We start from the raw sequence: 21,271 nt of genomic DNA on the forward strand, positions 1-21,271 counted from the left end.
GTGGATTTGACGCACATTCACACCCATCTGAAACGACTGTTCACCAGCGGTGGCCATGACCACGCCGGCAACCGGGTGGTGTGGTGGCAAGACAGCGACGGCGAATTTGCCGAGGAACTAGACAGCCTTGGCCTTGATAGCTGTCAGGAAGATGGTGTGAGCTTGATCCGGCTTGGTGAGGGTCCAACGCTGGGACAGAAGGTGCGGATCTTGATGGAAGAGCCGAAGGGGCGCTTCCTCATCTACGAACAGGGCTCCCCGCCCGATTCTGCGCACGACATGCTGCTGGATATCCGCAAATGGGCAGCGCCCTTCGCCGCGGACAAATCCACGCTGATCCTGCGCGAACTCGGTCTGGTCGATGACTTGTCGCTCAAGTCTCACATCGCCGCCCGCGCGCGCTTCTTCGGAAGCCGCGACCGGATGGACAAGCTCATCCGCTTGATCGCGCCGAGCGACGGCCCCTACCAGATCGATCTCAAGATCATGGCGGTGTTGGCACGTTCCCCGCAGCCGCAGATATCCCACATCCTGCGGATCATCATGGCTGAACTCGATCCCGATGATCTGGCAGCCGAGAGCAAGGTGCTGGCCGAGTTCCAACGATATGGGGTGGATGGACCGTTCTGGGACTTCATTGCGCAGGAGTTCCGCTACTCAGATCAAATGCCCTCGCTGCGCAATTTGCTGCTGCGGTTGTTCGCCACCGATTTCGCACGGCACGTGACCGGCAAGGTTCCGGTGTCGCTGTCGCACCTTCTGCTGCCCAACGGCGGTGGCGTGAATGCGGTCGTGTTCATGGATGGATGGCGCGATTCCAGCAACCACCAGAGGGCTTACGATGCGCTCTCCGCGGTCATTGCAGAAGACCTTCAGATCAAGGGACAGCTAGCCAGTTTTGTTCTGGCTGATCTGGAAATGGTCCATAGCTTTCTTGAGGTCGAAAAGCGGTTGGCATCGCTGCTAGTCCGCGAGGTGCTGGACGCTTCAGAAACGGTCAACGTGGCACGGATCACGGATCTCTGCCGCAGCCGGCAGAATGCCTATTGGGCAAACTCGGAAAAGCCCACCACCGATGACGCGCCCCGGACGGCACTTCACAAGGTATACGATGCCATTGCCTTTGGGGCCGCCTTCCTAACTCTGAAGGGTGAAGTGGGGGCGCATCTCAAGAGCAATTCGGCCGCGGAGACGTGGAAGCTCTACAACGATAGGCTCTTTCGTTTCGACCAGCTTTACCGGCTGTTTGGTGAGGCGTCCGATGTCGCCGAAACTCAGGGCTGGGATGTTCTGAAGGATCTGCGCAACCACATCGAGAACGTATACGGCAACTGGTATCTGGCCGAACTGGGCGACCTGTGGACACGTCAGGTAGAGGCCGAACTGCTGCCGACATGGAAACTGCCTGAGGTCATCAACCAGTATGATTTTTACCGGCGGGAAGTGAAGCCGGTGCTCGATGGCGATCCGGGCAGGCGCATGGTTGTTATCATTTCCGATGCCTTCCGCTTCGAAGCGGCGCAAGAGCTTTTCAGCGCTTTAAGGGGCACGGACAGATATCAGGCCACACTCGATTCCATGCTTGGGGTAGTGCCTTCCTACACGGCGTTGGGCATGTCGGCGCTGCTGCCTCATGCCCAGTTGGCATATGCCGCGGACGGCACGGTGCAGGTCGACGGTAAGTCAGCCAATGGATTGGAAGCACGAAAGAAGGCTCTTGAGTTGGTCAACGGCATTGCCATCAAGGCTGCCGACCTGATGGAAATGAAGAAGGACGATGGGGTGGCCTTCTTCAAGCCATATCGAGTGATCTACGTTTATCATGATCAGATCGACCAGACAGCCGACAAGGGCAACGAGGAAAAGACCTTTGTCGCCGTGCGAACAACGATCGAGGAGATCGCAGCACTGATCCGCAGGGCCTTCACATTCAACTGCAACCGCGCGCTTGTGACCGCGGATCACGGCTTCCTTTTCCAGAGTGCTGCTCCGAGCGAAGCTCAGAAAAATGCCATCAGCTTGCGACCTGAAGGGGCGGTGATCGCCAAGAAACGCTATCTCATCGGCACCAACCTTGGGCAGAATGATGGCGCAATCAGTGGCGAAATCTCAGGCACTGCAAACGCCAAAACGCAGATGCAGTTTTGGGTGCCCAAGGGCATAAACCGCTTCCACTTTGTCGGCGGCAGCCGGTTCGTCCATGGCGGTGCTATGCCGCAGGAAATCTGCGTTCCTCTCCTTCGCGTCAATTACGCGCGGGGTGAAGGCAAGGGCCGTGAACGGACCCGAGTCACGAAAGTAGGCGTAGCCCCGTTGTTCCACAGCACGCGGATCACCACGTCGCGCCATCGTTTCACGATCACCCAAACGGAAGCAGCATCGGTTCGGGTGCAACCGGTGACCGCCAGAATCGCCCTGTACGACGGCGATCAGCAGATCTCGAACGCGGAAGTTTTGGCTTTCGATTCAACGGCCGCGGACATGAACCTGTGGCAGAAAGATATCTGGCTCACGTTGGCCAATCAGTCCTTTGATCCTCATCGAACCTATCACTTGATCGTCCGCGACACCGACGATCAGTTGGATCTGTTTCCGCCCCATCCTGTCACCATCAGTCTGGCCTTCGAAAATGACTTCTGAATCACACGCCAAGAATGACGTCGATGAGCTTCTGGTGCAGCAATTTGCGGGCAAGGTGGTGCGCAAGGACCTGACAAAGCTCGTCAAGGAAGGGGCAAACGTTCCGACCTATGTCCTTGAATATTTGCTCGGAAGCTATTGCGCATCGGATGACGAGGACACAATCCGCGAGGGGCTGGAAACGGTCAAAGGGGTCTTGGCCGACAACTATGTCCGGCCCGACGAGGCCGAGAAAATCAAATCGAAGATTCGCGAGCGAGGCAGCTACAAGATCATCGATAAGGTCAGTGTTCGGCTAAACGAAAAGCGCGATGTTTATGAGGCGTTGCTGGCCAATTTGGGGGTCAAGGACGCCGAAATCGACACAAGGTTTGTGAAGGCCAACGAGAAGTTGTTAGCTGGTGGCATCTGGTGCATCGTCACCGTGCACTATTTTTTCGAGGAAGGGGCAAAGGGATCGCCGTTCTCGATCGCCGATCTCAAGCCCATCCAGATGCCCAACATGGATATGGAAGAGCTTTTTGAGGCTCGCAAACGCTTCACGACCAAGCAGTGGATTGACGTTCTGACCCGTTCGACTGGGATGGAGCCGACAGTGCTGGATGAGCGGACCTTGTGGCACCTGCTGGTGCGCCTGATCCCCTTCGTCGAGAACAACTACAACGTCTGCGAACTTGGCCCTCGCGGCACCGGAAAATCCTACGTTTATGAGGAGGTCAGCCCCAACAGCATATTGGTTTCGGGCGGCCAGACCACCGTCGCGAACCTCTTCTACAACATGTCACGGCGACAGGTCGGCTTGGTTGGCCTGTGGGATGTCGTCGCTTTTGATGAAGTCGCCGGAATCAATTTCAAGGAGCCCGACGGGGTCCAGATTATGAAGGGCTACATGGCAAACGGCTCATTCGCTCGTGGGCGGGATTCCATTTCGGCTTCAGCCAGCATGGTCTTTGTCGGCAACATCAACCAGTCCGTCGATACCTTGGTGAAGACCAGCCACCTGCTGGCACCATTCCCCAAGGTCATGATCGACAGCGCCTTTTTTGACCGCTTCCACGCATATATTCCGGGCTGGGAAGTGCCCAAAATGCGGCCCGAGTTTTTCACAAATCGCTATGGCCTGATTACCGATTACCTCGCAGAATTTATGCGAGAAATGCGCAAGCGCAGCTTTGCCGACGCCATTGATCGGTTCTTCAAGCTGGGCAATAATCTCAACCAGCGTGACACGATTGCCGTGCGTAAGACGGTCTCAGGCCTGCTGAAACTGATCTATCCAAATGGGGAATTCAGCAAGGATGATGTGCGCCAGTGCCTTGAATACGCTCTGGAAACGCGGCGGCGTGTCAAGGAGCAGTTAAAGAAAATCGGGGGCATGGAATTTTACGATGTCCATTTCTCCTACATCGATCAGGACACCCGCGATGAAAAGTTTATCGGCGTGCCCGAACAGGGCGGTGGAAAGCTGATCCCTGACGGACCGATGAATCCCGGTGTGCTGCACACGATAGGGACAGGTTCCGGGGGGCATCTTGGGCTTTATCGCCTCGAAACCCAGATCACTGCTGGCAATGGAAAGTTTGCGGTCTCGGGGATTGGATCGAACAGCGCGGCAAGGGAAGCCCTCAAGGTTGGCTTCGACTATTTCAAGGCAAACGTTTCCCGCATCAGCGGTTCGTCGAAAGCTGGCGAACACGATTATCACCTGCACATCGTCGAGTTGCAGAACAGCGGATCCACAACGACCATCACACTCGCCGGGTTTATCGCGGCGTGTTCGGGAATCCTTCAAAAACCGCTGCAAGGTCAGCTTGTCGTGCTGGGCGATATGAGCCTTGGTGGAAATGTGAAGCCCGTCGAAAACCTTGCCGGCTGTATGCAGCTTGCCTTCGATAGCGGGGCAAAGCGCGTCTTGCTCCCCATGTCGAGCGTCACTGACATTCCCACGATACCCGGCGAGTTGTTCGCGAAATTCCAGACGTCATTCTACTCCGATCCTGTGGATGCTGTTTTCAAGGCCCTTGGCGTGGATTGATTGGGTAGCCCAGAGACCCTCGCCGATTGTTCAATCGACCTGAACTTGGCTGGCCCTTAAATCTCGCGGCATTCAAGCCACTCGCCGCTTTGGATGGCCGATCGCCGAAAGTCTATTTGGCATTCGCCCGCTGGAAGCGCCGGTTAGAGCGCGGCTGCTCCGGGAATCTGAAGGGCAATATGTTTCCAGAAGCGTTCCAACAGCGCTCCCGCGTGGGACAATGAAGCCATCCAATCGACTGGCTTTTCCTCGAAAGAGGACTATCAGGTTTGAATGAGGGACGCGCGCTTCCGATCCTGACATCATGGATCGAGAGGTTTCAGCCCAAGCCAATCATCGGCGTCGGTCTCGCACATACCGACGAACTTCTCGTGGTTCCCCATGCTTCGGATAATCCTGAAGATCATTCCTTTGAGATCAACGGTCATTCGAAGCGGATCTTCATAACCCAAATGGATTGGCCCCTTGGCCTTCATTCCTCATCTGACCGGGGGCCGAACGGACCGAATAGTAACGAAGCAACTGCTGACGCTGCGCTGCCAATTTCCCTCATATTTCAACATCATCTAATCAGTGTGATGCAATTTGCGTGAGGAACGTCCCGATGGTTGAGCATCAGGGCTCAGATGACGCACTAGGTGTTCCCTTCTTTTCCTGAATCGCCCTAAGCTGTGCAGTATTCATGTAATCAAGTAATTCAACGTCGTATACCAGATCGCTATTGGCGGGGATGACGACTGCACCCGTCTTGCTGTTGATCTGCGGTTGAGCCCCATAGGCCATGTTCGACGGGATTTCGATCCGAGCCTTCCCACCGCGCTTCATCTTTTCAAGACCTTGCGCGAATCCGGGGACCACCGCATCCAGCGGGATCGCCACTTTGTCACCTCGGTCGAATTCTTTGCCGCCGGCGAAGCGGGCGACATAGTTAACCAGCACTACGTCGCTAAGTGTCGGGAAAGCACCTTGTCCGGACCTTATTGTATCGACCACAACACTCTGATGCTGAGATGCCGAGTTGGTAGGGACCGTTGTCGAGGTTGCAGGTCGGACATCGCCTTTGGCACCAGAGGAAGTCACTCGGTTCAGCGCCTCGTTGCTTAGGTGAATAGCTCGTGCTGCGGGGTCAACGGCATCATTAGCCAAAGCAGCCGCACTTTGATTCGCACTAGTTGCCGCACCTGTCGTAACCTTGGAACCGGCTAGACGGCCCGGAACCCCAATGATGCTTGACGCTCTAGCCAAGTATAAGGCAGCTCCTCCGGCAAGGAGTCCCGCGGTAACCACCGCCCCAACTGCAAACACAACTCGGCGGCCATTGCGGCCCACGTTCGATGAATGGTGCCCGTCAGATTGGTTTGGAGCAGGTCCGGTTCCTTGCGAAAGTCCCGAATCAAAATCTTCAATCGCCGTCTCTGGCTCAACGTTCAGAATGCGCGCCTTTTCAGTCTGAAACTCCTCGTCGGTCAAGTGACCTGCGGTTTTCAGCGCGTGCAGGCGCTCAATCTTGTCGTAGTCGTCATTATCCATATGGTTCAGAAAGCACAGATTTATCCTTGCTTCAAACGAATTGCAGTGCGCTTATGGTGCGGGATGCGGGGGGACTTATGGACGGTCGGATCGAGCGTTTAGAGCGTTTGGGTGAACTTAGGGAGAAAGGAGCCCTTAGCGAAGCTGAGTTCGAAGAGCAGAAAGCCAAAATCATCGGTACCGCTCCTGCCAGCGCGTTTCGAGGCCATCACGGGATCCTAATTAGTAGAGTGAAGTCTGAACCTAGGCAAGCGGAGCTAACCGCAGAGTTTGCCCCTGTGACAGGGGAGGTCCCCACCGCCGCTAACAAACGCGGAGAGTATCAGCTAGCTAAGATGTCAAAGCTGGTGAAATTTGGGGGATGGGCATTATTGACGTGTGGGACTGCCGTTCTTTTGATAAAGTTCGGCGTCACGTTGGCGGTTCTGATTTTACTTGTAGGTATTATTGCGCATATTTACGCGGGCGTAAATCGTTCTTCTCACGCGAAAACTCTGGCGCTTATCTCCTATGGTATCGTGATTTTGACGCTCAGTGTAGTATGGGTTTCGACCAGACTTGCGCCAAAGCCATCTACGTCGGACGTAAGTCGCTACGCTAGCAGCATCACTGAGGAGCAATGTGTTGCATATGAGGTTGAACTTTCTACGAACCTCTGTGAAGCTAATTTCATTAGTCAGTCAAGCGGTGGCGGAGCAAAATACGACGATGTACGACCTACAATCCTGAGTAAAATTGACCATCTGCGTACATTACCAGAGTCGCAAGTTTGTAGTAAGCTCGAAGCGATGCAGTCTGTCTTTGTGGGTTCAGGTCTAAATCGGGCCCTTCAGTCAGGCGGTGACCGCGGTATGGCGAATATTAACTCTCAATGCGGGGAAGGAGTTCAGGCGGCAATCAGAAACAATTGCTCAATGCGCGGTTACTGTAGACCCACCCCTGAATTATTTGATCCGTCTGAGCAAGCAGAATTGGAAAATCTTCCGCAACAGGAACAAGCAGTAGTAGAAAATATCGTTAACTCGTGCGAGGCGTCGCCAAGTAAATATTTCTGTGCAAAGCAATTTTTGAGAGGTGCAACTCCCGCTGTCGTCCAGCGTATACGCAATGCTCTCCCGCGACGCTATAGGCCTTAAATAGGGGCCGATACTGCCAAACAACCTTAATCAAATAAGCCATCAGGTTCGCTAATTTCGTCAATGCGCAGTATTTTAGAATCTCCTCCTGAGGTCACGTCTGTCAAACGCCGAAGGTCGCCGTTGCCCGGACGTTCTGGCGCACACCAAAGCGTATATGCGATGGGCGTGGAGCATTAGACAAGCTTTAAGAAAGCCGCTGCCAATTATTTGTTCATCGATGGTACAAGAGAATTGGACCGATCAAGCCCAAGTGCAGTCCTCTTTATTTTGCGGCAACTTGGACTTTCTCTGGTCTGGATCGATTTTGCGCTCTGGTACTAGATCAAGGGAATAATGGGAGGGCTTCATCCCATGGTTTCTGCCAGCCGTTGATACGTCATCTCATGGCGGCTTCCCCACGCCATTGGAATTCATCGTCCTCGCCTCATTGGTCGATTTGGGGCCTTTGGGTTGAGGGCTGATTGAGACATCATCGTGCCTTTTCCATCGTGTCGTGCGGATCGTGATGTTTTCAGCATGCTGGCAGCATTCCATAACCGTAGCGGATTCTGGGCTTTGGGATTGGCGGAAAACTGCCATTTTGCTGGTTCGATTTTTGCCATTCCGAAATCGGTTGAATACGGAATGGAAGGCCAATGCCTACTGGTGCGGTGGCCGAGTTAGCCGATTAGGCCGCGCGCGCCCGACAGGATGTGAAGTCCAATGCCTATGAGCACGAGGGGGAGCACGATGTGTCCCCAGCGTCGAACCTGCCCGCCCGACATCGGATTGCGCACAAGCAGGAAGCCGATCAGGCACCACAATCCAGTCATCGCAATGAAGACGGCGATGAAGGAAGGGATCACCGATGGGCTCGTCGCCATGATCGGGATGCATACCCCGAGGTTGTCCCCACCGTTTGCGATGGTCACAACGCCTACGGCGAGCACCTGCGAATGAAGTCGTTCCTGCGCAGTCCGCTCTTGAGCAATGGTCGGGTCGGCTTGATCTTCGCCCGACCGCAGTGCTGATAGCTTTTTGAAACCAAGAGCCAGCGGCACCAAGCCCAGCAATGCAGTCCATTCTGGTCGGATGTTAATAGCGAGCAAAGCCGCGCCGATGCTCACGGCGGTCAGAAGTGCGATCCCTGCGAACTGTCCTATTATGATGGCAAGGCGGCGCAGCTTTGGGTCGGCAAAAAAGGCGGTGAGCAGGAACACATCGTCGACATTGGTTGTCGCGAAAACGCTTATCCCAAGAGCCAGCGCCGCAACGTTGAAGCTCATTTTTTCGAGGCCTTCGGCACTTCGCCACGCTGGTCAGGGGCATTGTCAGCTTCTCGCCGATCCAGCGCTTCCTCGATCAGCAGGCGAATGAAATCGCCCTGCCGCACTTCACCGCGCAGGGCATCGAGCCGAGCCTTTGTGCCCGCCCGCGCACGGAAGTGAAATGCTTCATCGAAGATTCTTGGCTTGGTCACGCGGCCATGGATAGCGGTATCGCTTTCTTCCAACCACCCCTCCAATCATATGGTTGACGAATAACCGATATCGCTTATATAAACGGTATCGCTTATGGAGGCAACATCATGACCAAGCGCGTTGCGCTCTACACCCGTGTGTCGACCGACAGCCAAACCGTCGAAAACCAGCATCTCGAACTCAAGGCTGTGGCCGATCGACTGGGCTGGATCATCGTTGCTGAACTGGCCGATGAAGGAATCTCGGGGGCCAAGGGTCGGGATCAGCGCCCCGCGTTCGATCGCCTGATGCAGATGGTAACGCGCAAGGAAATCGACCTGATCGCATGCTGGTCGGTCGATCGCCTCGGACGCTCACTTCAACATCTCATTAGCTTCCTCACCGAGATCAATGAGCGCGACGTCGGGCTTTACTTGCACGTTCAAGGGCTCGACACCTCAACCAGTGCAGGTCGAGCGATGTTCTCAATGCTCAGCGTGTTCGCGGAATTTGAGCGGTCGATCCTGCGGGAACGCATTATGGCTGGGCTCAAGCGGTCGACCAAGAAGGCTGGGCGGCCGCCACTCGATCCCGATAAGGCTGAACGTGTCAGGAGTGAACTCGACCGCGGCACCTCAATCAATGCGACGGCAAAGAAGTTGCGCGTCGGGGTTGGTACCGTCCATCGCATCAAGCACAAAATGGCTCAAGCAGCCTGATCGGCGCATCGTCCTCGGCACCAGACATCCTTGCACCGTAGTTTTTGCCAAGTGCACCTGATCCTGCTGGGTCGGCGCGATGGAAACTTCATGCTGGACCGACGCACGATGCTCAGCACACGATGCCGCATTACGCTATCTGGCGCACGATAACCCGAAGTCGCTGGCCCGAGCCTGCGGTGGAAATGGGCAGGTTAGACCCTAACCCATTCTTCCAGATCACAACGCGATCCGCCATGATGGTCTGCGGTGCAGAAAACCCACATTACCAGCTAATCTGTCCCGCCATGCTGGTCGAAGCACGATGGAAATCCACGCTCGATCTCGCCACGATGATCGCACGAAACCGCTGACGACATCAAGGCGGTATGTTCCCATGTTGTTCTTGTGGCCGCGGCTGATAAAGCGGGCAAGGCTATCAGCCTTTGTGGTATGTTATTAACCACAGGGTGAAGACCACGCACCTGGCTCACCCGGCGATGGTCGGTTCGCCGAAACCGTTGCCACTTTCCGCACAGCCCTCGCTTGTCGGCAGTAGCGGATGACACACGTGCCACCAGCAGTCCGTGCGCCGGCGACGAGGGGCCGGCCGGTGTGGATGCTTGTGTTGATTATCGTTGGGTGGGTGCTGTTGCGGGCGGCGGCCTGGCAGCCGGGATTTGCCGAACCGGTGCGCAAATCGGCCCAAACGGCGCCGGTTGCTGCGCGCGCCCCGGCCGAAGCCGAACTGCTGGCCGCCAGCACGACAATCTTGCCGCCCGATCTGCGCGCGCGGCTGTCGCCCGAAGTGGCGGACCAGGTTGCGCGCGAGTTGCCGCGCGAACTGGCGCACCAACTCGCAATCGAAACCGCGCGCGAGATGGCGCGCCAGATGGCGCCGAGGCTGGCGCAACGGCTGCTTCACGAACGCGATCTGGAGCGGCTCGTGCAGGGTCCTGCTCGTGACAGTGCGGTTCGCCAGCCGGCGTTTCTGCGCGGGACCGAACGCGGAGCGGTCCGTCGGCTGGCGTTAGTGCGCGGGTCGGCACCGTCGGTGGGCAGGGGGCGGCAATCGACCGAACCGGACGCAAGTCCACCGGAAGGCGCGGATTACCAATCGTTCCGGCTGGCGGCGGGTGTCACAGCCACTGTCGCCGGGACTGCCACCGTTGCCGGGGCTGCCACCGTCGCCGGAGCTGCCGCGGTGCCCGCTGCCACGCCCGCCGCACCGCCGCCGCGCAAGGGGAGCTGGTTGGCGATGCTGCCCGAATTGCTGCTCCATCCGGGCCGGGCACGCCAGACGCTCGCGCAGAACGGCCGATCGATCAGCCCCAGCCCGCGCTTTTCCGGCGATGCGTGGTTCCTGCAACGCGGCGGCAGCTATGCCAGCGCAACGCCCGCAACGCCGTTGGTGGCGGGCACGCCGGGCTATGGCGGCAGCCAGTCGGGCGCGGTGCTGCTCTATCGCCTGTTCCTCGAAGACCCGCACCGGCTGAGCGTGTTCCTGCGCGCGACGAGCGCGACGAACACGCCCGACCGCGAGGCCACGCTGGGCTTGTCGGCGCGCCCGATCGGCTCGATCCCGATCGTGCTCCAGGCTGAAGCGCGGCTGCAAAGCGATGGCAACGGCACCCGTGTGCGGCCGGCAGTGCAGGCGGTCAGCCAGTTTCCGCCGATCTCGCTGCCACTGGGCCTGCGTGGTGAAGCCTATGCGGCGGGAGGGTATGTCGGTGGTCACGGAGCGACGCCGTTTTACGATGCGCAAGGCGTGGTCGATCACCACCTGTTTGGGATCGGTTCCAACGCCGATGTGCGGATCGGCGGCGGCGCCTGGGCAGGCGGGCAGAAGGGTGTCGGCCGGGTCGATGTGGGCCCGCGCGCTTCGGTGTCGTTCCGGGTCAAGCGCATCGGCGTGCGCGCTGCGGTCGATTATCGGGCGCGTGTGGCAGGCCACGCGGCCCCGGGCAGCGGCCCCGCGTTCACGCTATCCGCAGGTTTTTGAAGCGATCTGGTCACGATTGCACGGTTGGCGTTTGCATGGAGGGGAGGGGCCGTTAGGGTTCGGCATGGCACCGTGTCCACGCCGGTGGACCAAACTAGGCCTGCTTATGGACGTTTATCTTCCCATCGCCAATCTCTCGGTCAACGGGCTGGTCATCGTTGCGCTCGGCGCGCTGACGGGGGTGCTCTCGGGGATGTTTGGCGTGGGCGGCGGTTTCCTGACCACGCCGCTGATGATCTTCTACGGCATCCCGCCGACGGTGGCGGCCGCCTCGGCCGCCAGCCAGGTCACGGGCGCGAGCGTTTCGGGCGCCTTCGCGCATGCGCGGCGCAACGGGATCGATTACCAGATGGGCGCGGTATTGGTGGCGGGCGGCGTGCTCGGCACCGGGATCGGTGCGGTGCTGTTCCGCGTGCTCCAGGCGCTCGGGCAGATCGATACCGTCATCAACATTCTCTATGTGGTGATGCTCGGCGGGATCGGCGGGCTGATGGCGCACGAATCGATCGGCACCTTGCGTGCGCAACGCTCGGGCGTGCCGATCCCGCCGCGCAAGCGCCGGCACCATCCGCTGGTAGCGAGCCTGCCGCTGCGCTGGCGGTTTTATCGTTCGGGGCTTTATATCTCGCCACTGGCACCGCTGCTGCTGGGCACGTTCACCGGCGTGCTGACGATGCTGATGGGCGTCGGCGGCGGGTTCATCCTGGTGCCGGCGATGCTCTATATCCTGGGCATGAGCGTGAATGTGGTGGTCGGCACGTCGCTGTTCCAGATCCTGTTCGTGACGATGGCCACCACGATGATGCATGCGCTGACGACCAAGGCGGTGGATATCGTGCTGGCGGTGATGCTGCTGATCGGTTCGGTGTCGGGCGCGCAAGTCGGCGCGCAGTTCGCGCAGAAGGCCAAGCCCGAAGTATTGCGGCTGATCCTGGCGGTGATTGTGCTGGCGGTGGCGATGCGGATGGCGCTGGGGCTCGGCTACCGGCCCGACGAGATTTATACGGTGGTTACGCGGTGAAGGGATTCTTGCTGCTGCTGGCCGCGATCTTCCTGCTCGGCGCGCGGGCGCCGATCCTCGTGCCCGAAGTGTCGCAGCACGAAGTGCTGGTGCAGCAGGGCTTTACCGGCGCCGATCTGCTGCTGTTCGGCGCGATCCTGACGCCCGAGGGTGCGCGCGCGGCGCAGGATTACGATATCGTGGTGGTGCTCGAAGGCCCGCCCCAGTCGATCGTACTGCGCGAAAAGCGCAAGGTTGCGGGCATCTGGGTCAACGTGGAAAACACCGAATTTCGTTCGGCGCCCGCCTTCTACGCGGTTGCGGCGTCGCGTCCGATCCGCAAGATCGTCGACGACAAGACCGCGGCGATTTACGAATTGGGGCTCGATCGGTTGCAGCTTTCGCCGATCGGGGTGATCGAACCGGCAATGCAGGCGCGGTTTTCGTCGGGGCTGGTCGATCTGATGCGCCGCCAGGCGCTGTACCAGCAGAACGACGCCGGCGTGACGATCAGCGAACAGGTGCTGTACCAGGCGCGCATCCACCTGCCCTCGCGCGTGCAGACCGGAACCTACACGGCCGAGACGTTCGCGATCAGCCAGGGCAAAGTGGTCGCATCGGGGCTCACGCACGTCACCGTCAGCAAGCAGGGTTTCGAACGCTTCGTGGCGGTGGCATCGCAGCGCCGCTCTCTGATCTACGGGCTGTTCGCGGTGGTGCTGTCGGTGGGAATGGGCTGGCTGGCCGGGCGGCTGTTCGCGCTTATTTGAACTGCACCAGTGCTCGGTTCTCTGGCTGAAACGATAGATTATCCCGTTTTTAACCGTTCGGGCCTTAGCGTTTGCTGTGGTGCCATCGTGGCGCCTGGGGTCGCTTGCAATGAACGATATGGCCAATGGCGGGATCAACGGCGGGGGCTTCGGCGCTGCCGATCCTGCGCAATGCGTCGAAGTTGCCGCGCCGCATGTGGCACCACCGAACCGTTCGATCGGGTATATGTCCGATGGCACCTTGCCGATCGGCGAAGTGCTCGAAATCAGCGGCGCCGGCAGCCGTGTAGCGATCGATCTCGAGGCCTTGCGCAGCTATGCCGATGAGGCAGATCCCTCGTTGGTCCAGGCCGGGCAAGTCGGCAGCCTCGTCAAGATCCAGGTCGGCAACCGCTGGCTGGTCGCCAATATCCGCACGCAGGTGCTCGATTCGCGAATGAAATCGCTTGAAGGCGGGGGTGGTATCACCGCCGAAGTCGATTTCCTTGGCGAAGGGCAGCAGGAACGGCTGACCGGGCGAATTTATGGCTTCCGCCGCGGTGTCACGCGCTATCCGGTGCCGGGCACGCCGATCTACCCTGCCACCACCGCCGAACTGCGCCAGATCTACGCCAGCGACGGCGGCGCCACGATCAAGATCGGCACGGTGTTTCCCTCGGCCGATATCCGCGCGACGTTGCAGGTCGACAACATGCTGGGCAAGCACTTCGCACTGCTCGGTTCGACCGGCACCGGCAAGTCCACTGCGGCCGCACTGATCCTGCACCGCATCTGCGAACTGGCCCCCGAGGGCCATATTCTGATGATCGACCCGCACGGCGAATATCCCGAAGCGTTCCGCGACGTGGGCCACCTGCTCGACGTATCGAACTTGCAGATGCCGTACTGGCTGATGAATTTCGAGGAACACTGCGAAGTGTTCGTGACGATGACCGGGGGTGAGCGCCAGGTCGATATCGACATCCTGGCCAAGTGCCTGCTGCAGGCGCGGATGAAGAACCGGCTGGCCGAGCAATTGGGCCGGATCACCGTCGATTCGCCGATCCCGTACCTGCTTTCGGACCTGCTCAACATCCTCAACAACGAAATGGGCAAACTCGACAAGGCGTCGAGCTCGATTCCGTACATGCGGGTCAAGACCAAGATCGAGGAGCTGCGCGCCGATCCGCGCTACCAGTTCATGTTTTCGGGCATGCTGGTGGGCGACACGATGGTCGAATTCATCGCCAAGATCTTTCGCATGCCTGCCAACGGCAAGCCGATCTCGATCATCGACGTGTCGGGCGTGCCGAGTGAAATCACCTCGACCGTGGTCGCGGTGCTGAGCCGGCTGGCGTTCGATTACGCGATCTGGGCGCGCGGCGGCGATGTCCGGCCTGTGCTGCTGGTGTGCGAGGAAGCGCACCGATACATTCCCAGCGAACGCAACGCCGATGGGTCTTCGGTTGGCCGCATCCTGTCGCGGATTGCTAAGGAAGGCCGCAAGTACGGCATTTCGCTGGGCCTGATCACGCAGCGTCCGTCGGACCTGGCCGAAGGCGTGCTGTCGCAGTGCGGCACGATCATCTCGATGCGATTGAACAACGAACGCGACCAGGCGTTCGTCAAGGCGGCGATGCCCGAAGGATCGCGCGGGTTCCTCGATTCGATCCAGGCGCTGCGCAACCGCGAATGCATCATCTGCGGCGAAGGCGTACCGATCCCGATCCGCGCGACTTTCGACGATCTTGAACCCAACAAGCGTCCGGCATCGAGCGATCCGTCGTTCACCCTGCTGTGGAATCGGCGTGGCGGCGAGGAAAACGCGGTGGCGCGGACCGTGATGCGCTGGCGTTCGCAGGTGCGTTGAGCGGCAAGGTCTTGCTCATTGCCCTAGGGTCCAGACCCATTCGGATCACGCGTGATCTGAATGGGTTTTGACCCTATGGAACCAAAATCGTGTCGCGCGCGGCCGGGTCGGTTTGTGGATAATCGGCGTTGTAGTGGAGCCCGCGGCTTTCGTGGCGGGCGCGGGCGGATTTCACGATCAGTTCGGCGGTCTGGTGCAGGTTGCGCAGTTCGATCAGGTCGGCGGTGACGCGGAAGTTGCTGTAGTATTCGGCGATTTCGTCGCGCAGCAACTGGATGCGGTGCGCCGCGCGTTCCAGCCGCTTGTTGGTGCGCACGATGCCGACGTAGTTCCACATGAACCGGCGCAGTTCGGTCCAGGTCTGCTTGATCACCACTTCTTCGTCCGAATCGGCGACACGACTTTCGTCCCAGGCGCGGATTGCGGGCGGTTCGCTGAAGCTGTCCCAGCGCGCAAGGATATCGTTGGCGGCAGCATCGCCGAACACGAAGCATTCGAGCAGCGAGTTCGAGGCCAGCCGGTTGGCGCCGTGCAAGCCGCTTTCGGAACATTCGCCCACGGCGTAGAGACCGAACAGGTCGGCGCGGCCGGCCAGGTCGATCAGCACGCCGCCGCACGTGTAATGCTGTGCGGGCACGACCGGAATCGGCTCTTTCGTCATGTCGATACCCAGGCCCAACAGCCGTTCGTAGATCGTCGGGAAGTGGTGGCGGACGAATTCGGGCGGTTTGTGGCTGATATCGAGGTGAACGTAGTCGAGCCCCAGCCGCTTGATTTCGTGGTCGATCGCGCGCGCCACCACGTCGCGCGGGGCCAGTTCCTCGCGCGGATCGAAGCGCGGCATGAAGCGTTCACCGGTTTCCGGGTTCTTGAGCAAGCCGCCTTCGCCGCGCACCGCTTCGGTGATCAGGAAGTTCTTGACCTCCAGATTGTAGAGGCAGGTCGGGTGGAACTGCATGAATTCCATATTCGAGATGCGGCACCCCGCGCGCCACGCCATCGCGATGCCGTCGCCGGTGGCGCCACGCGGGGCGGTGCTGAACAGATAGGTGCGCCCGGCGCCGCCGGTGGCCAGGATCGTCGCGCGCGCGGTCAGGCATTCGACTCTGCCAGCGCTTGGGCCCGAGCCCGTATCGAGCGCATAGACGCCCCACACGCGGCGTTCTCCCGCCGGATCGATGCGGTGGCGATCGGTGACCAGATCGATCGCGGCCATGTCGGGGCGCAGCGTGATATTGGGGTGCGCGTGCGCCGCCTTGAGCAGCGCTTGCTGCACCGCCCAGCCGGTCGCATCGTCGACATGGACGATGCGGCGGTGCGAATGCCCGCCTTCACGCGTGAGGTGGAGCGCGCCGCTCCCGCCGGTGGGTGAACTGCCGACAGAGCCGCTGGTGGCATCATCGAGATTGAACGGCACGCCCAGGTCTGCCAGCCGCTCGATCGCAACGGGGGCATTCTCGACCACGAATTCGACCGTTTCGCGCCGGTTTAGCCCGCCGCCGGCCACCATCGTGTCGCGGATGTGGTCTTCGAAGGTATCGCCCTTGTCGAGCACTGCGGCGATGCCGCCTTGCGCCCATGCGGTGGAGCCGGCGTCGAGCGCGCCTTTGGCCAGCACCAGCACGCGGCATTTTTCGGCCAGCACCAGCGCGGCGGTGAGCCCGGCCGCGCCCGAACCCACAATCAGCACGTCATGGCTCATACCGCGGCTAAACCGTGGTGGCACCGGCAGGCGCGGGGTGGTATTCTAGGGGCAAGTACGGATCTTGGCATCGCTTCATCATGGCGGCTTTGGTCGGCGGCGCAAGCCGTGGCGTACGCGGATGCGGGAGCGAAGCGCCTGATCGGCCCTAAATTGATGGCCGAAGTCACTTTAATTCCTCGCTGTTTGTGCAGCGCGACCGTGGATATTGCCATGCGCTTCAAAATTCCGATCTGCATCCTCGATCATCATCGACCTGACCGCGACGCGGTTCGCTGGGATGGGCTTTCCTATCTCGGCACCTGCTGGGCGTGCAGCAAGCCGATTCGGCGCGATAGCAAGGGGCGGTGGCGCGGGACCGAACTGCACGCGCGCTGAACTCGAATTTCTGATTGTCGTCCGCACAAACTCCCGGCAAGGTCCATCCGTGTTCAACAACCTGCTCTGCATGATCAACCGGCACCGCCCGACGCGCAACAAAGTGCGGCATCGGGGCAATACCTACACCAGCGTGTGCCGTTACTGCCACCACGAGATCGAGCGACGGCGCGCCAAAGTGTGGGTCCGGCGCAAGGATCTGCCCTAGGTTGTCTCGAGTGGCGCGCTCGTCAGCGTCACGAACACGTCTTCCAGATCCGCCTCGCGGGTGGAAACGTCGACGATCGCGAAGCCCTGGCCCTGGACCAGCGACATCACTTCACCGGCGTTCATCTTGTCCTTGTTGTAAGTGATCTCGACCTGCCGTTCGCCGGTCAGCCGGCTTTTCAGGAAGGCGGGGTGCGCGGGCGGGGCGGCGATGTCACGATCGAGCGACAGCACCACGATCTTCTCGCGCGCCATGTCGACCATTTCGCGCGTGGGCTTGTTGGCGATCAGCTTGCCGTGGTTGATGATCGCGATGCGGTCGCACAATTGCTCGGCTTCTTCGAGGTAATGCGTGGTAAGCACCACCGTCACGCCCGAGTGGTTGAGCTCGCTGACCAGTTCCCACAACTGCCGCCGCAGTTCGACATCGACGCCCGCGGTCGGTTCGTCGAGCACCAGCACCGGCGGCGAATGGACCATCGCCTTGGCCACCAGCAGCCGCCGCTTCATGCCGCCCGACAGCGTGCGCGCATAAGCTTTGGCCTTGTCGGCCAGGTGCACTTCGCGCAGCAGTTCCATGCTTCGCCGCGCGGCCTTGGGCACGCCGTAAAACCCGGCCTGCATGTCGAGAACTTCGATCGGGGTGAAGAACGGATCGAACACGATCTCCTGCGGCACGATCCCGATCGCACGCTTGGCGTTGCGCCGGTCCTTGTCGATATCGAAGCCCCAGATTTCGGCCGAGCCCGAAGTCTTGACGACCAGCCCGGCCAGAATGTTGATCAGCGTCGACTTGCCGGCGCCGTTGGGCCCGAGCAGCCCGAAGATCTGCCCCTGCGGCACGTCGAAGCTGACCCCATCAAGCGCCAGCTTGCCTTCTCCGCCACCAGACGGGGCGTAGCGTTTGACGATATCGGTGATGCGGATTGCTGGGCCAAAGGCGGAAGTGGTGTCCATGCGTTTGCTATTGGGGCAGGTTTGCGGGGTGGTAAAGGGGCAAGCACCGTCTGGAATCGTCCCGGCAACCCTGCTAGGGGCGCTGGCCATGAACAAGCCGCCCGAAACCGTCACCGTCACAACCAACCGCGTCAGTTGCGATGGTGCCAGCGGCATCCGCTCAACCGGCGCCTACAAGCCCTCGGCACTGGGCCATCCGCGGGTGTGGCTGGAAATCGACGAGCGCGGCTACGTCGATTGCGGCTATTGCGACAAGCGCTTCGTGCTTGAGGGCGCTGCGCACTAATCCTTTCGCGCGGGGGACTTCGTCCCTATATCCCCCCGATGATCGCAACCGACCCCCGCTCGCTCCTTTACCGCCAACTCTCGCCCGAGGACGCCCAGCGCGTGACGGCCGATGCGCTGGCGCGGTGCGACGATGGCGAGCTTTACCTCCAGTATATCGCGTCCGAGGCCTTCGGCTTCGATGACGGGCGGCTGAAAACCGCAGATTATTCGCGCGATGCCGGGTTCGGGTTGCGCGGAGTGTCGGGTGAGATGACCGGCTTTGCCCACGCCAACGAAATCTCCGCCGCCGCGATCCGTCGCGCAGGCGAGACGTTGCGGCTGCTCGATCCGGCCAAGGCGTCCGCCGCCGCGCCGCCACGCCAGAACAACCGCCATCTTTATACCGATGCCTCGCCGCTCGATGCGGTGCCGTTCGAGGCCAAGGTCAAGCTGCTCGAAACGATCGACGCCGCCGCGCGCGCACGCGATCCGCGCGTGGTGCAGGTTTCGGCCTCGCTCACCGGAAGCTGGTCGGTGATCGAGATCGTGCGCGCCGATGGCTTCGTGGCCAGTGACGTGCGCCCGTTGGTGCGGCTCAACGTGTCGATCGTGGCCGAACAGAACGGCCGCCGCGAAACCGGCACTTTCGGTATGGGCGGGCGCTGGCTTTACGACAAACTGTTCGAGGCCGAAAGCTGGAACTGCGCGATCGATGGCGCACTGCACCAGGCGCTGGTCAACCTCGAATCGGTGCCCGCGCCTGCCGGCGAGATGACCGTGCTGATCGGTGCCGGCTGGCCCGGCGTGCTGATCCACGAGGCGGTCGGGCATGGGCTAGAAGGCGATTTCAACCGCAAGGGCACCAGCGCTTTCTCGGGCCGGATCGGCGAGCGAGTGGGCGCGAAGGGCGTGACAGTGGTCGACGATGGCTCGATGCATGAACGGCGCGGCTCGTTGAGCATCGATGACGAAGGCACGCCCACCCAGGAAAACGTGCTGATCGAGGACGGCATCCTCAAGGGCTATATGCAGGACCGGCTAAACGCGCGGCTGATGGGTGTGCCTGCCACTGGCAACGGCCGCCGCGAAAACTACGCCCACGCGCCGATGCCACGCATGACCAACACCTTCATGCGCGGCGGCGAGGATGATCCGGCCGAACTGCTCAGCCGCGTGAAAAACGGTATCTATGCCAAGCACTTCGGCGGCGGGCAGGTCGATATCACCAGCGGCAAGTTCGTGTTCAGTTGCACCGAAGCCTACCGCGTCGAGAACGGCAAGCTGGGCGCACCGATCAAGGGCGCCACGCTGATCGGCGACGGTCCGACCGTGCTGACCCGGGTGATCGGCATCGGCAACGACATGGAACTCGACATGGGCATCGGCGTGTGCGGCAAGGGCGGCCAAAGTGTGCCCGCTGGCGTGGGCCAGCCTACGCTGCTGATCGAGGGGCTGACTGTGGGCGGGACGGCCTGACAGGGTTCTACGCGACTGGGTTCTACGCGACTGGGCTCTACGCGACTGGGCGCCAATTGCTCATCGCCGGTTCAGCGACTCCATGATACGATTATCAGGCTGGATTCGATCTTTCCGGACAGGAGCGCAGATCATGAAGCAGACCTTCAAGAACTTCCATTCGCTGGCATTGGCCGCCGCGGTCACCGTAGGCGTGCTCGGCCTTGCCAGCACTGCCGATGCCCGCTCGCGACTGACCGGCGAGGAAGAACTGGCCAAGGCACTGGCGGGGCGTGAAGCCGGAAAGCCAGTCGATTGCATCTATTTGCCCACGATCACCTCGTCGCACATCATCGACAGGACCGCGATCGTCTACGAATCGGGCCGCACGCTTTACGTCAACCGCCCGCGCAACGGCGCCGATCAGCTCAACGATAGCGATATCATGGTGCTCAACCTGCATTCGTCGCAGTTGTGCAGCATCGATATCGTACACCTGCACGATCAGACGTCGCATTTCACGACCGGCTTCGTGAACCTGGGCGAATTCGTGCCCTACACCAAGCCCAAGAAGGTCAGCTAGCCGCACTTGCCGATACGTAGCTGATCCGGCTAGTGGCGGTCCCTCGATTTGGGGGCGCCGATCACCGATGACATTGCATTATCGTCCGGCTGAACCTGCCGACGCAACGGCGCTGGCCGATCTTGGCAAGCGCGCGTTCTGTGCGGCGTTCGCGCATCTTTACACGCCGCAGGACCTGGCTGCGTTCCTGGCGGTGGAGCACACCCCCGCCAAAGTGGCGACGGAAATTGCCGATCCCGGGATGCTGGTCCACCTCGCTGCTGATGAGGACGGCACGTTGCTCGGCTTCTGCAAGCTGGTGCTGGCAAGCTCGCTGGCCGAACACGGCACTGCCCAAGAGGCTGCGAAGGCCCCGCTCGAACTCAAGCAGCTCTATCTCGATCCCGCGCGGATCGGCGGCGGGATCGGCGCAGCGTTGATGGACTGGACGCTGGAGGTGGCGCGCGCGCGCGGCGCCGACGAGATCCAGCTATCGGTATGGAGCGGTAACATCGGCGCGCAGCGGTTCTACGCGCGCTACGGCTTCGCCAAGATCGCCGACATCACCTTCTGCGTGGGTGAGCAGGTCGACGAGGAATTCCTGTTTGCCCGGCCGATGGTGCCGGGCGCCTAGAGCTTCC

At 60.4% G+C, this 21,271-nt stretch carries 20 protein-coding genes; 15 read left to right on the forward strand and 5 right to left on the reverse strand.

Annotated features, from left to right (window positions below):
- The 3 genes from pglZ (at position 1) to Q0R16_RS05570 (ending at position 5,268) form a co-directional block, all read left to right on the forward strand.
- Positions 1-2,640, forward strand: coding sequence for a BREX-1 system phosphatase PglZ type A (gene pglZ, locus Q0R16_RS05560; RefSeq protein WP_295633247.1), 2,640 nt, complete (start codon positions 1-3; stop codon positions 2,638-2,640).
- Complete coding sequence (brxL, locus tag Q0R16_RS05565; protein WP_295633250.1) at positions 2,630-4,675, forward strand: protease Lon-related BREX system protein BrxL; 2,046 nt, start codon at positions 2,630-2,632, stop codon at positions 4,673-4,675. The genes pglZ and brxL overlap by 11 nt, the downstream gene beginning before the upstream one ends.
- Before the next feature lie 269 nt (positions 4,676-4,944).
- Entirely contained in the window at positions 4,945-5,268 is a 324-nt protein-coding gene (locus Q0R16_RS05570; protein WP_295633253.1) for a hypothetical protein, read from the forward strand.
- 22 nt (positions 5,269-5,290) lie between these two features.
- Here Q0R16_RS05570 and Q0R16_RS05575 read toward each other — a convergent pair whose 3' ends face one another.
- Complete coding sequence (locus Q0R16_RS05575) at positions 5,291-6,205, reverse strand: FKBP-type peptidyl-prolyl cis-trans isomerase (RefSeq protein ID WP_295633256.1); 915 nt, start codon at positions 6,203-6,205, stop codon at positions 5,291-5,293.
- Positions 6,206-6,282: 77 nt separating this feature from the next.
- Here Q0R16_RS05575 and Q0R16_RS05580 point away from each other — a divergent pair, with 77 nt between their 5' ends.
- Positions 6,283-7,341, forward strand: a complete 1,059-nt coding sequence (locus Q0R16_RS05580; protein ID WP_295633259.1) for an SHOCT domain-containing protein — start codon at positions 6,283-6,285, stop codon at positions 7,339-7,341.
- A gap of 662 nt (positions 7,342-8,003) precedes the next feature.
- On the opposite strand, the gene Q0R16_RS05585 is transcribed toward Q0R16_RS05580, so the two are convergent.
- Together Q0R16_RS05585 and Q0R16_RS05590 are read right to left on the reverse strand one after the other, a co-directional pair.
- Positions 8,004-8,609, reverse strand: coding sequence for a cadmium resistance transporter (locus Q0R16_RS05585; RefSeq protein ID WP_295633262.1), 606 nt, complete (start codon positions 8,607-8,609; stop codon positions 8,004-8,006).
- The gene (locus Q0R16_RS05590; RefSeq protein WP_295633265.1) at positions 8,606-8,803 is read right to left on the reverse strand and encodes a hypothetical protein; all 198 of its coding nucleotides are present in this window, start codon (positions 8,801-8,803) and stop codon (positions 8,606-8,608) included. Before Q0R16_RS05590 ends, Q0R16_RS05585 begins: the two co-directional genes overlap by 4 nt.
- Before the next feature lie 108 nt (positions 8,804-8,911).
- Between Q0R16_RS05590 and Q0R16_RS05595 the strand changes: the two genes are divergently transcribed.
- The 5 genes from Q0R16_RS05595 to Q0R16_RS05615 all read left to right on the forward strand — a co-directional run bounded on the left by Q0R16_RS05595 (position 8,912) and on the right by Q0R16_RS05615 (position 15,102).
- On the forward strand, positions 8,912-9,502 hold the full coding sequence (locus tag Q0R16_RS05595; RefSeq protein WP_295633268.1) for a recombinase family protein: 591 nt from the start codon (positions 8,912-8,914) through the stop codon (positions 9,500-9,502).
- Between the two features lie 604 nt (positions 9,503-10,106).
- Positions 10,107-11,483 (forward strand): hypothetical protein, encoded by a 1,377-nt coding sequence (locus Q0R16_RS05600; RefSeq protein ID WP_295633272.1) that lies wholly within the window; start codon positions 10,107-10,109, stop codon positions 11,481-11,483.
- 106 nt (positions 11,484-11,589) lie between these two features.
- On the forward strand, positions 11,590-12,504 hold the full coding sequence (locus tag Q0R16_RS05605; protein ID WP_295633275.1) for a sulfite exporter TauE/SafE family protein: 915 nt from the start codon (positions 11,590-11,592) through the stop codon (positions 12,502-12,504).
- Positions 12,501-13,253 carry a TIGR02186 family protein gene (locus Q0R16_RS05610; RefSeq protein ID WP_295633278.1) on the forward strand — a complete coding sequence of 251 codons (753 nt, stop codon included), beginning with the start codon at positions 12,501-12,503 and terminating at the stop codon, positions 13,251-13,253. Before Q0R16_RS05605 ends, Q0R16_RS05610 begins: the two co-directional genes overlap by 4 nt.
- A gap of 226 nt (positions 13,254-13,479) precedes the next feature.
- Entirely contained in the window at positions 13,480-15,102 is a 1,623-nt protein-coding gene (locus tag Q0R16_RS05615; protein ID WP_295633458.1) for a DUF87 domain-containing protein, read from the forward strand.
- Positions 15,103-15,175: 73 nt separating this feature from the next.
- Here Q0R16_RS05615 and nadB read toward each other — a convergent pair whose 3' ends face one another.
- Positions 15,176-16,804, reverse strand: a complete 1,629-nt coding sequence (gene nadB, locus Q0R16_RS05620) for an L-aspartate oxidase (RefSeq protein ID WP_295633280.1) — start codon at positions 16,802-16,804, stop codon at positions 15,176-15,178.
- 156 nt (positions 16,805-16,960) lie between these two features.
- On the opposite strand from nadB, the gene Q0R16_RS05625 reads away from it, so the two are divergent.
- Together Q0R16_RS05625 and Q0R16_RS05630 are read left to right on the forward strand one after the other, a co-directional pair.
- A complete protein-coding gene (locus Q0R16_RS05625; protein ID WP_295633283.1) occupies positions 16,961-17,182 on the forward strand; it encodes a hypothetical protein in 222 nt (73 codons plus the stop codon).
- A 49-nt stretch (positions 17,183-17,231) separates the two neighbouring features.
- A complete protein-coding gene (locus tag Q0R16_RS05630; RefSeq protein WP_295633286.1) occupies positions 17,232-17,390 on the forward strand; it encodes a hypothetical protein in 159 nt (52 codons plus the stop codon).
- On the opposite strand, the gene Q0R16_RS05635 is transcribed toward Q0R16_RS05630, so the two are convergent.
- Positions 17,387-18,346 (reverse strand): ABC transporter ATP-binding protein, encoded by a 960-nt coding sequence (locus Q0R16_RS05635; RefSeq protein WP_295633289.1) that lies wholly within the window; start codon positions 18,344-18,346, stop codon positions 17,387-17,389. The genes Q0R16_RS05630 and Q0R16_RS05635 overlap by 4 nt on opposite strands.
- An 88-nt stretch (positions 18,347-18,434) precedes the next feature.
- Here Q0R16_RS05635 and Q0R16_RS05640 point away from each other — a divergent pair, with 88 nt between their 5' ends.
- The 4 genes from Q0R16_RS05640 (at position 18,435) to Q0R16_RS05655 (ending at position 21,264) form a co-directional block, all read left to right on the forward strand.
- On the forward strand, positions 18,435-18,632 hold the full coding sequence (locus tag Q0R16_RS05640) for a zinc-finger domain-containing protein (RefSeq protein WP_295633292.1): 198 nt from the start codon (positions 18,435-18,437) through the stop codon (positions 18,630-18,632).
- 38 nt (positions 18,633-18,670) lie between these two features.
- Positions 18,671-20,089 carry a metalloprotease TldD gene (gene tldD / locus Q0R16_RS05645; RefSeq protein WP_295633295.1) on the forward strand — a complete coding sequence of 473 codons (1,419 nt, stop codon included), beginning with the start codon at positions 18,671-18,673 and terminating at the stop codon, positions 20,087-20,089.
- Between the two features lie 133 nt (positions 20,090-20,222).
- Positions 20,223-20,651: a hypothetical protein gene (locus Q0R16_RS05650; protein WP_295633298.1), complete on the forward strand. Its 429-nt coding sequence runs from the start codon at positions 20,223-20,225 to the stop codon at positions 20,649-20,651.
- Positions 20,652-20,718: 67 nt separating this feature from the next.
- On the forward strand, positions 20,719-21,264 hold the full coding sequence (locus tag Q0R16_RS05655) for a GNAT family N-acetyltransferase (RefSeq protein ID WP_295633301.1): 546 nt from the start codon (positions 20,719-20,721) through the stop codon (positions 21,262-21,264).
- Positions 21,265-21,271: the final 7 nt, after the last annotated feature.

Source organism: Novosphingobium sp. (assembly GCF_025351285.1).
GTDB lineage: Bacteria > Pseudomonadota > Alphaproteobacteria > Sphingomonadales > Sphingomonadaceae > Novosphingobium.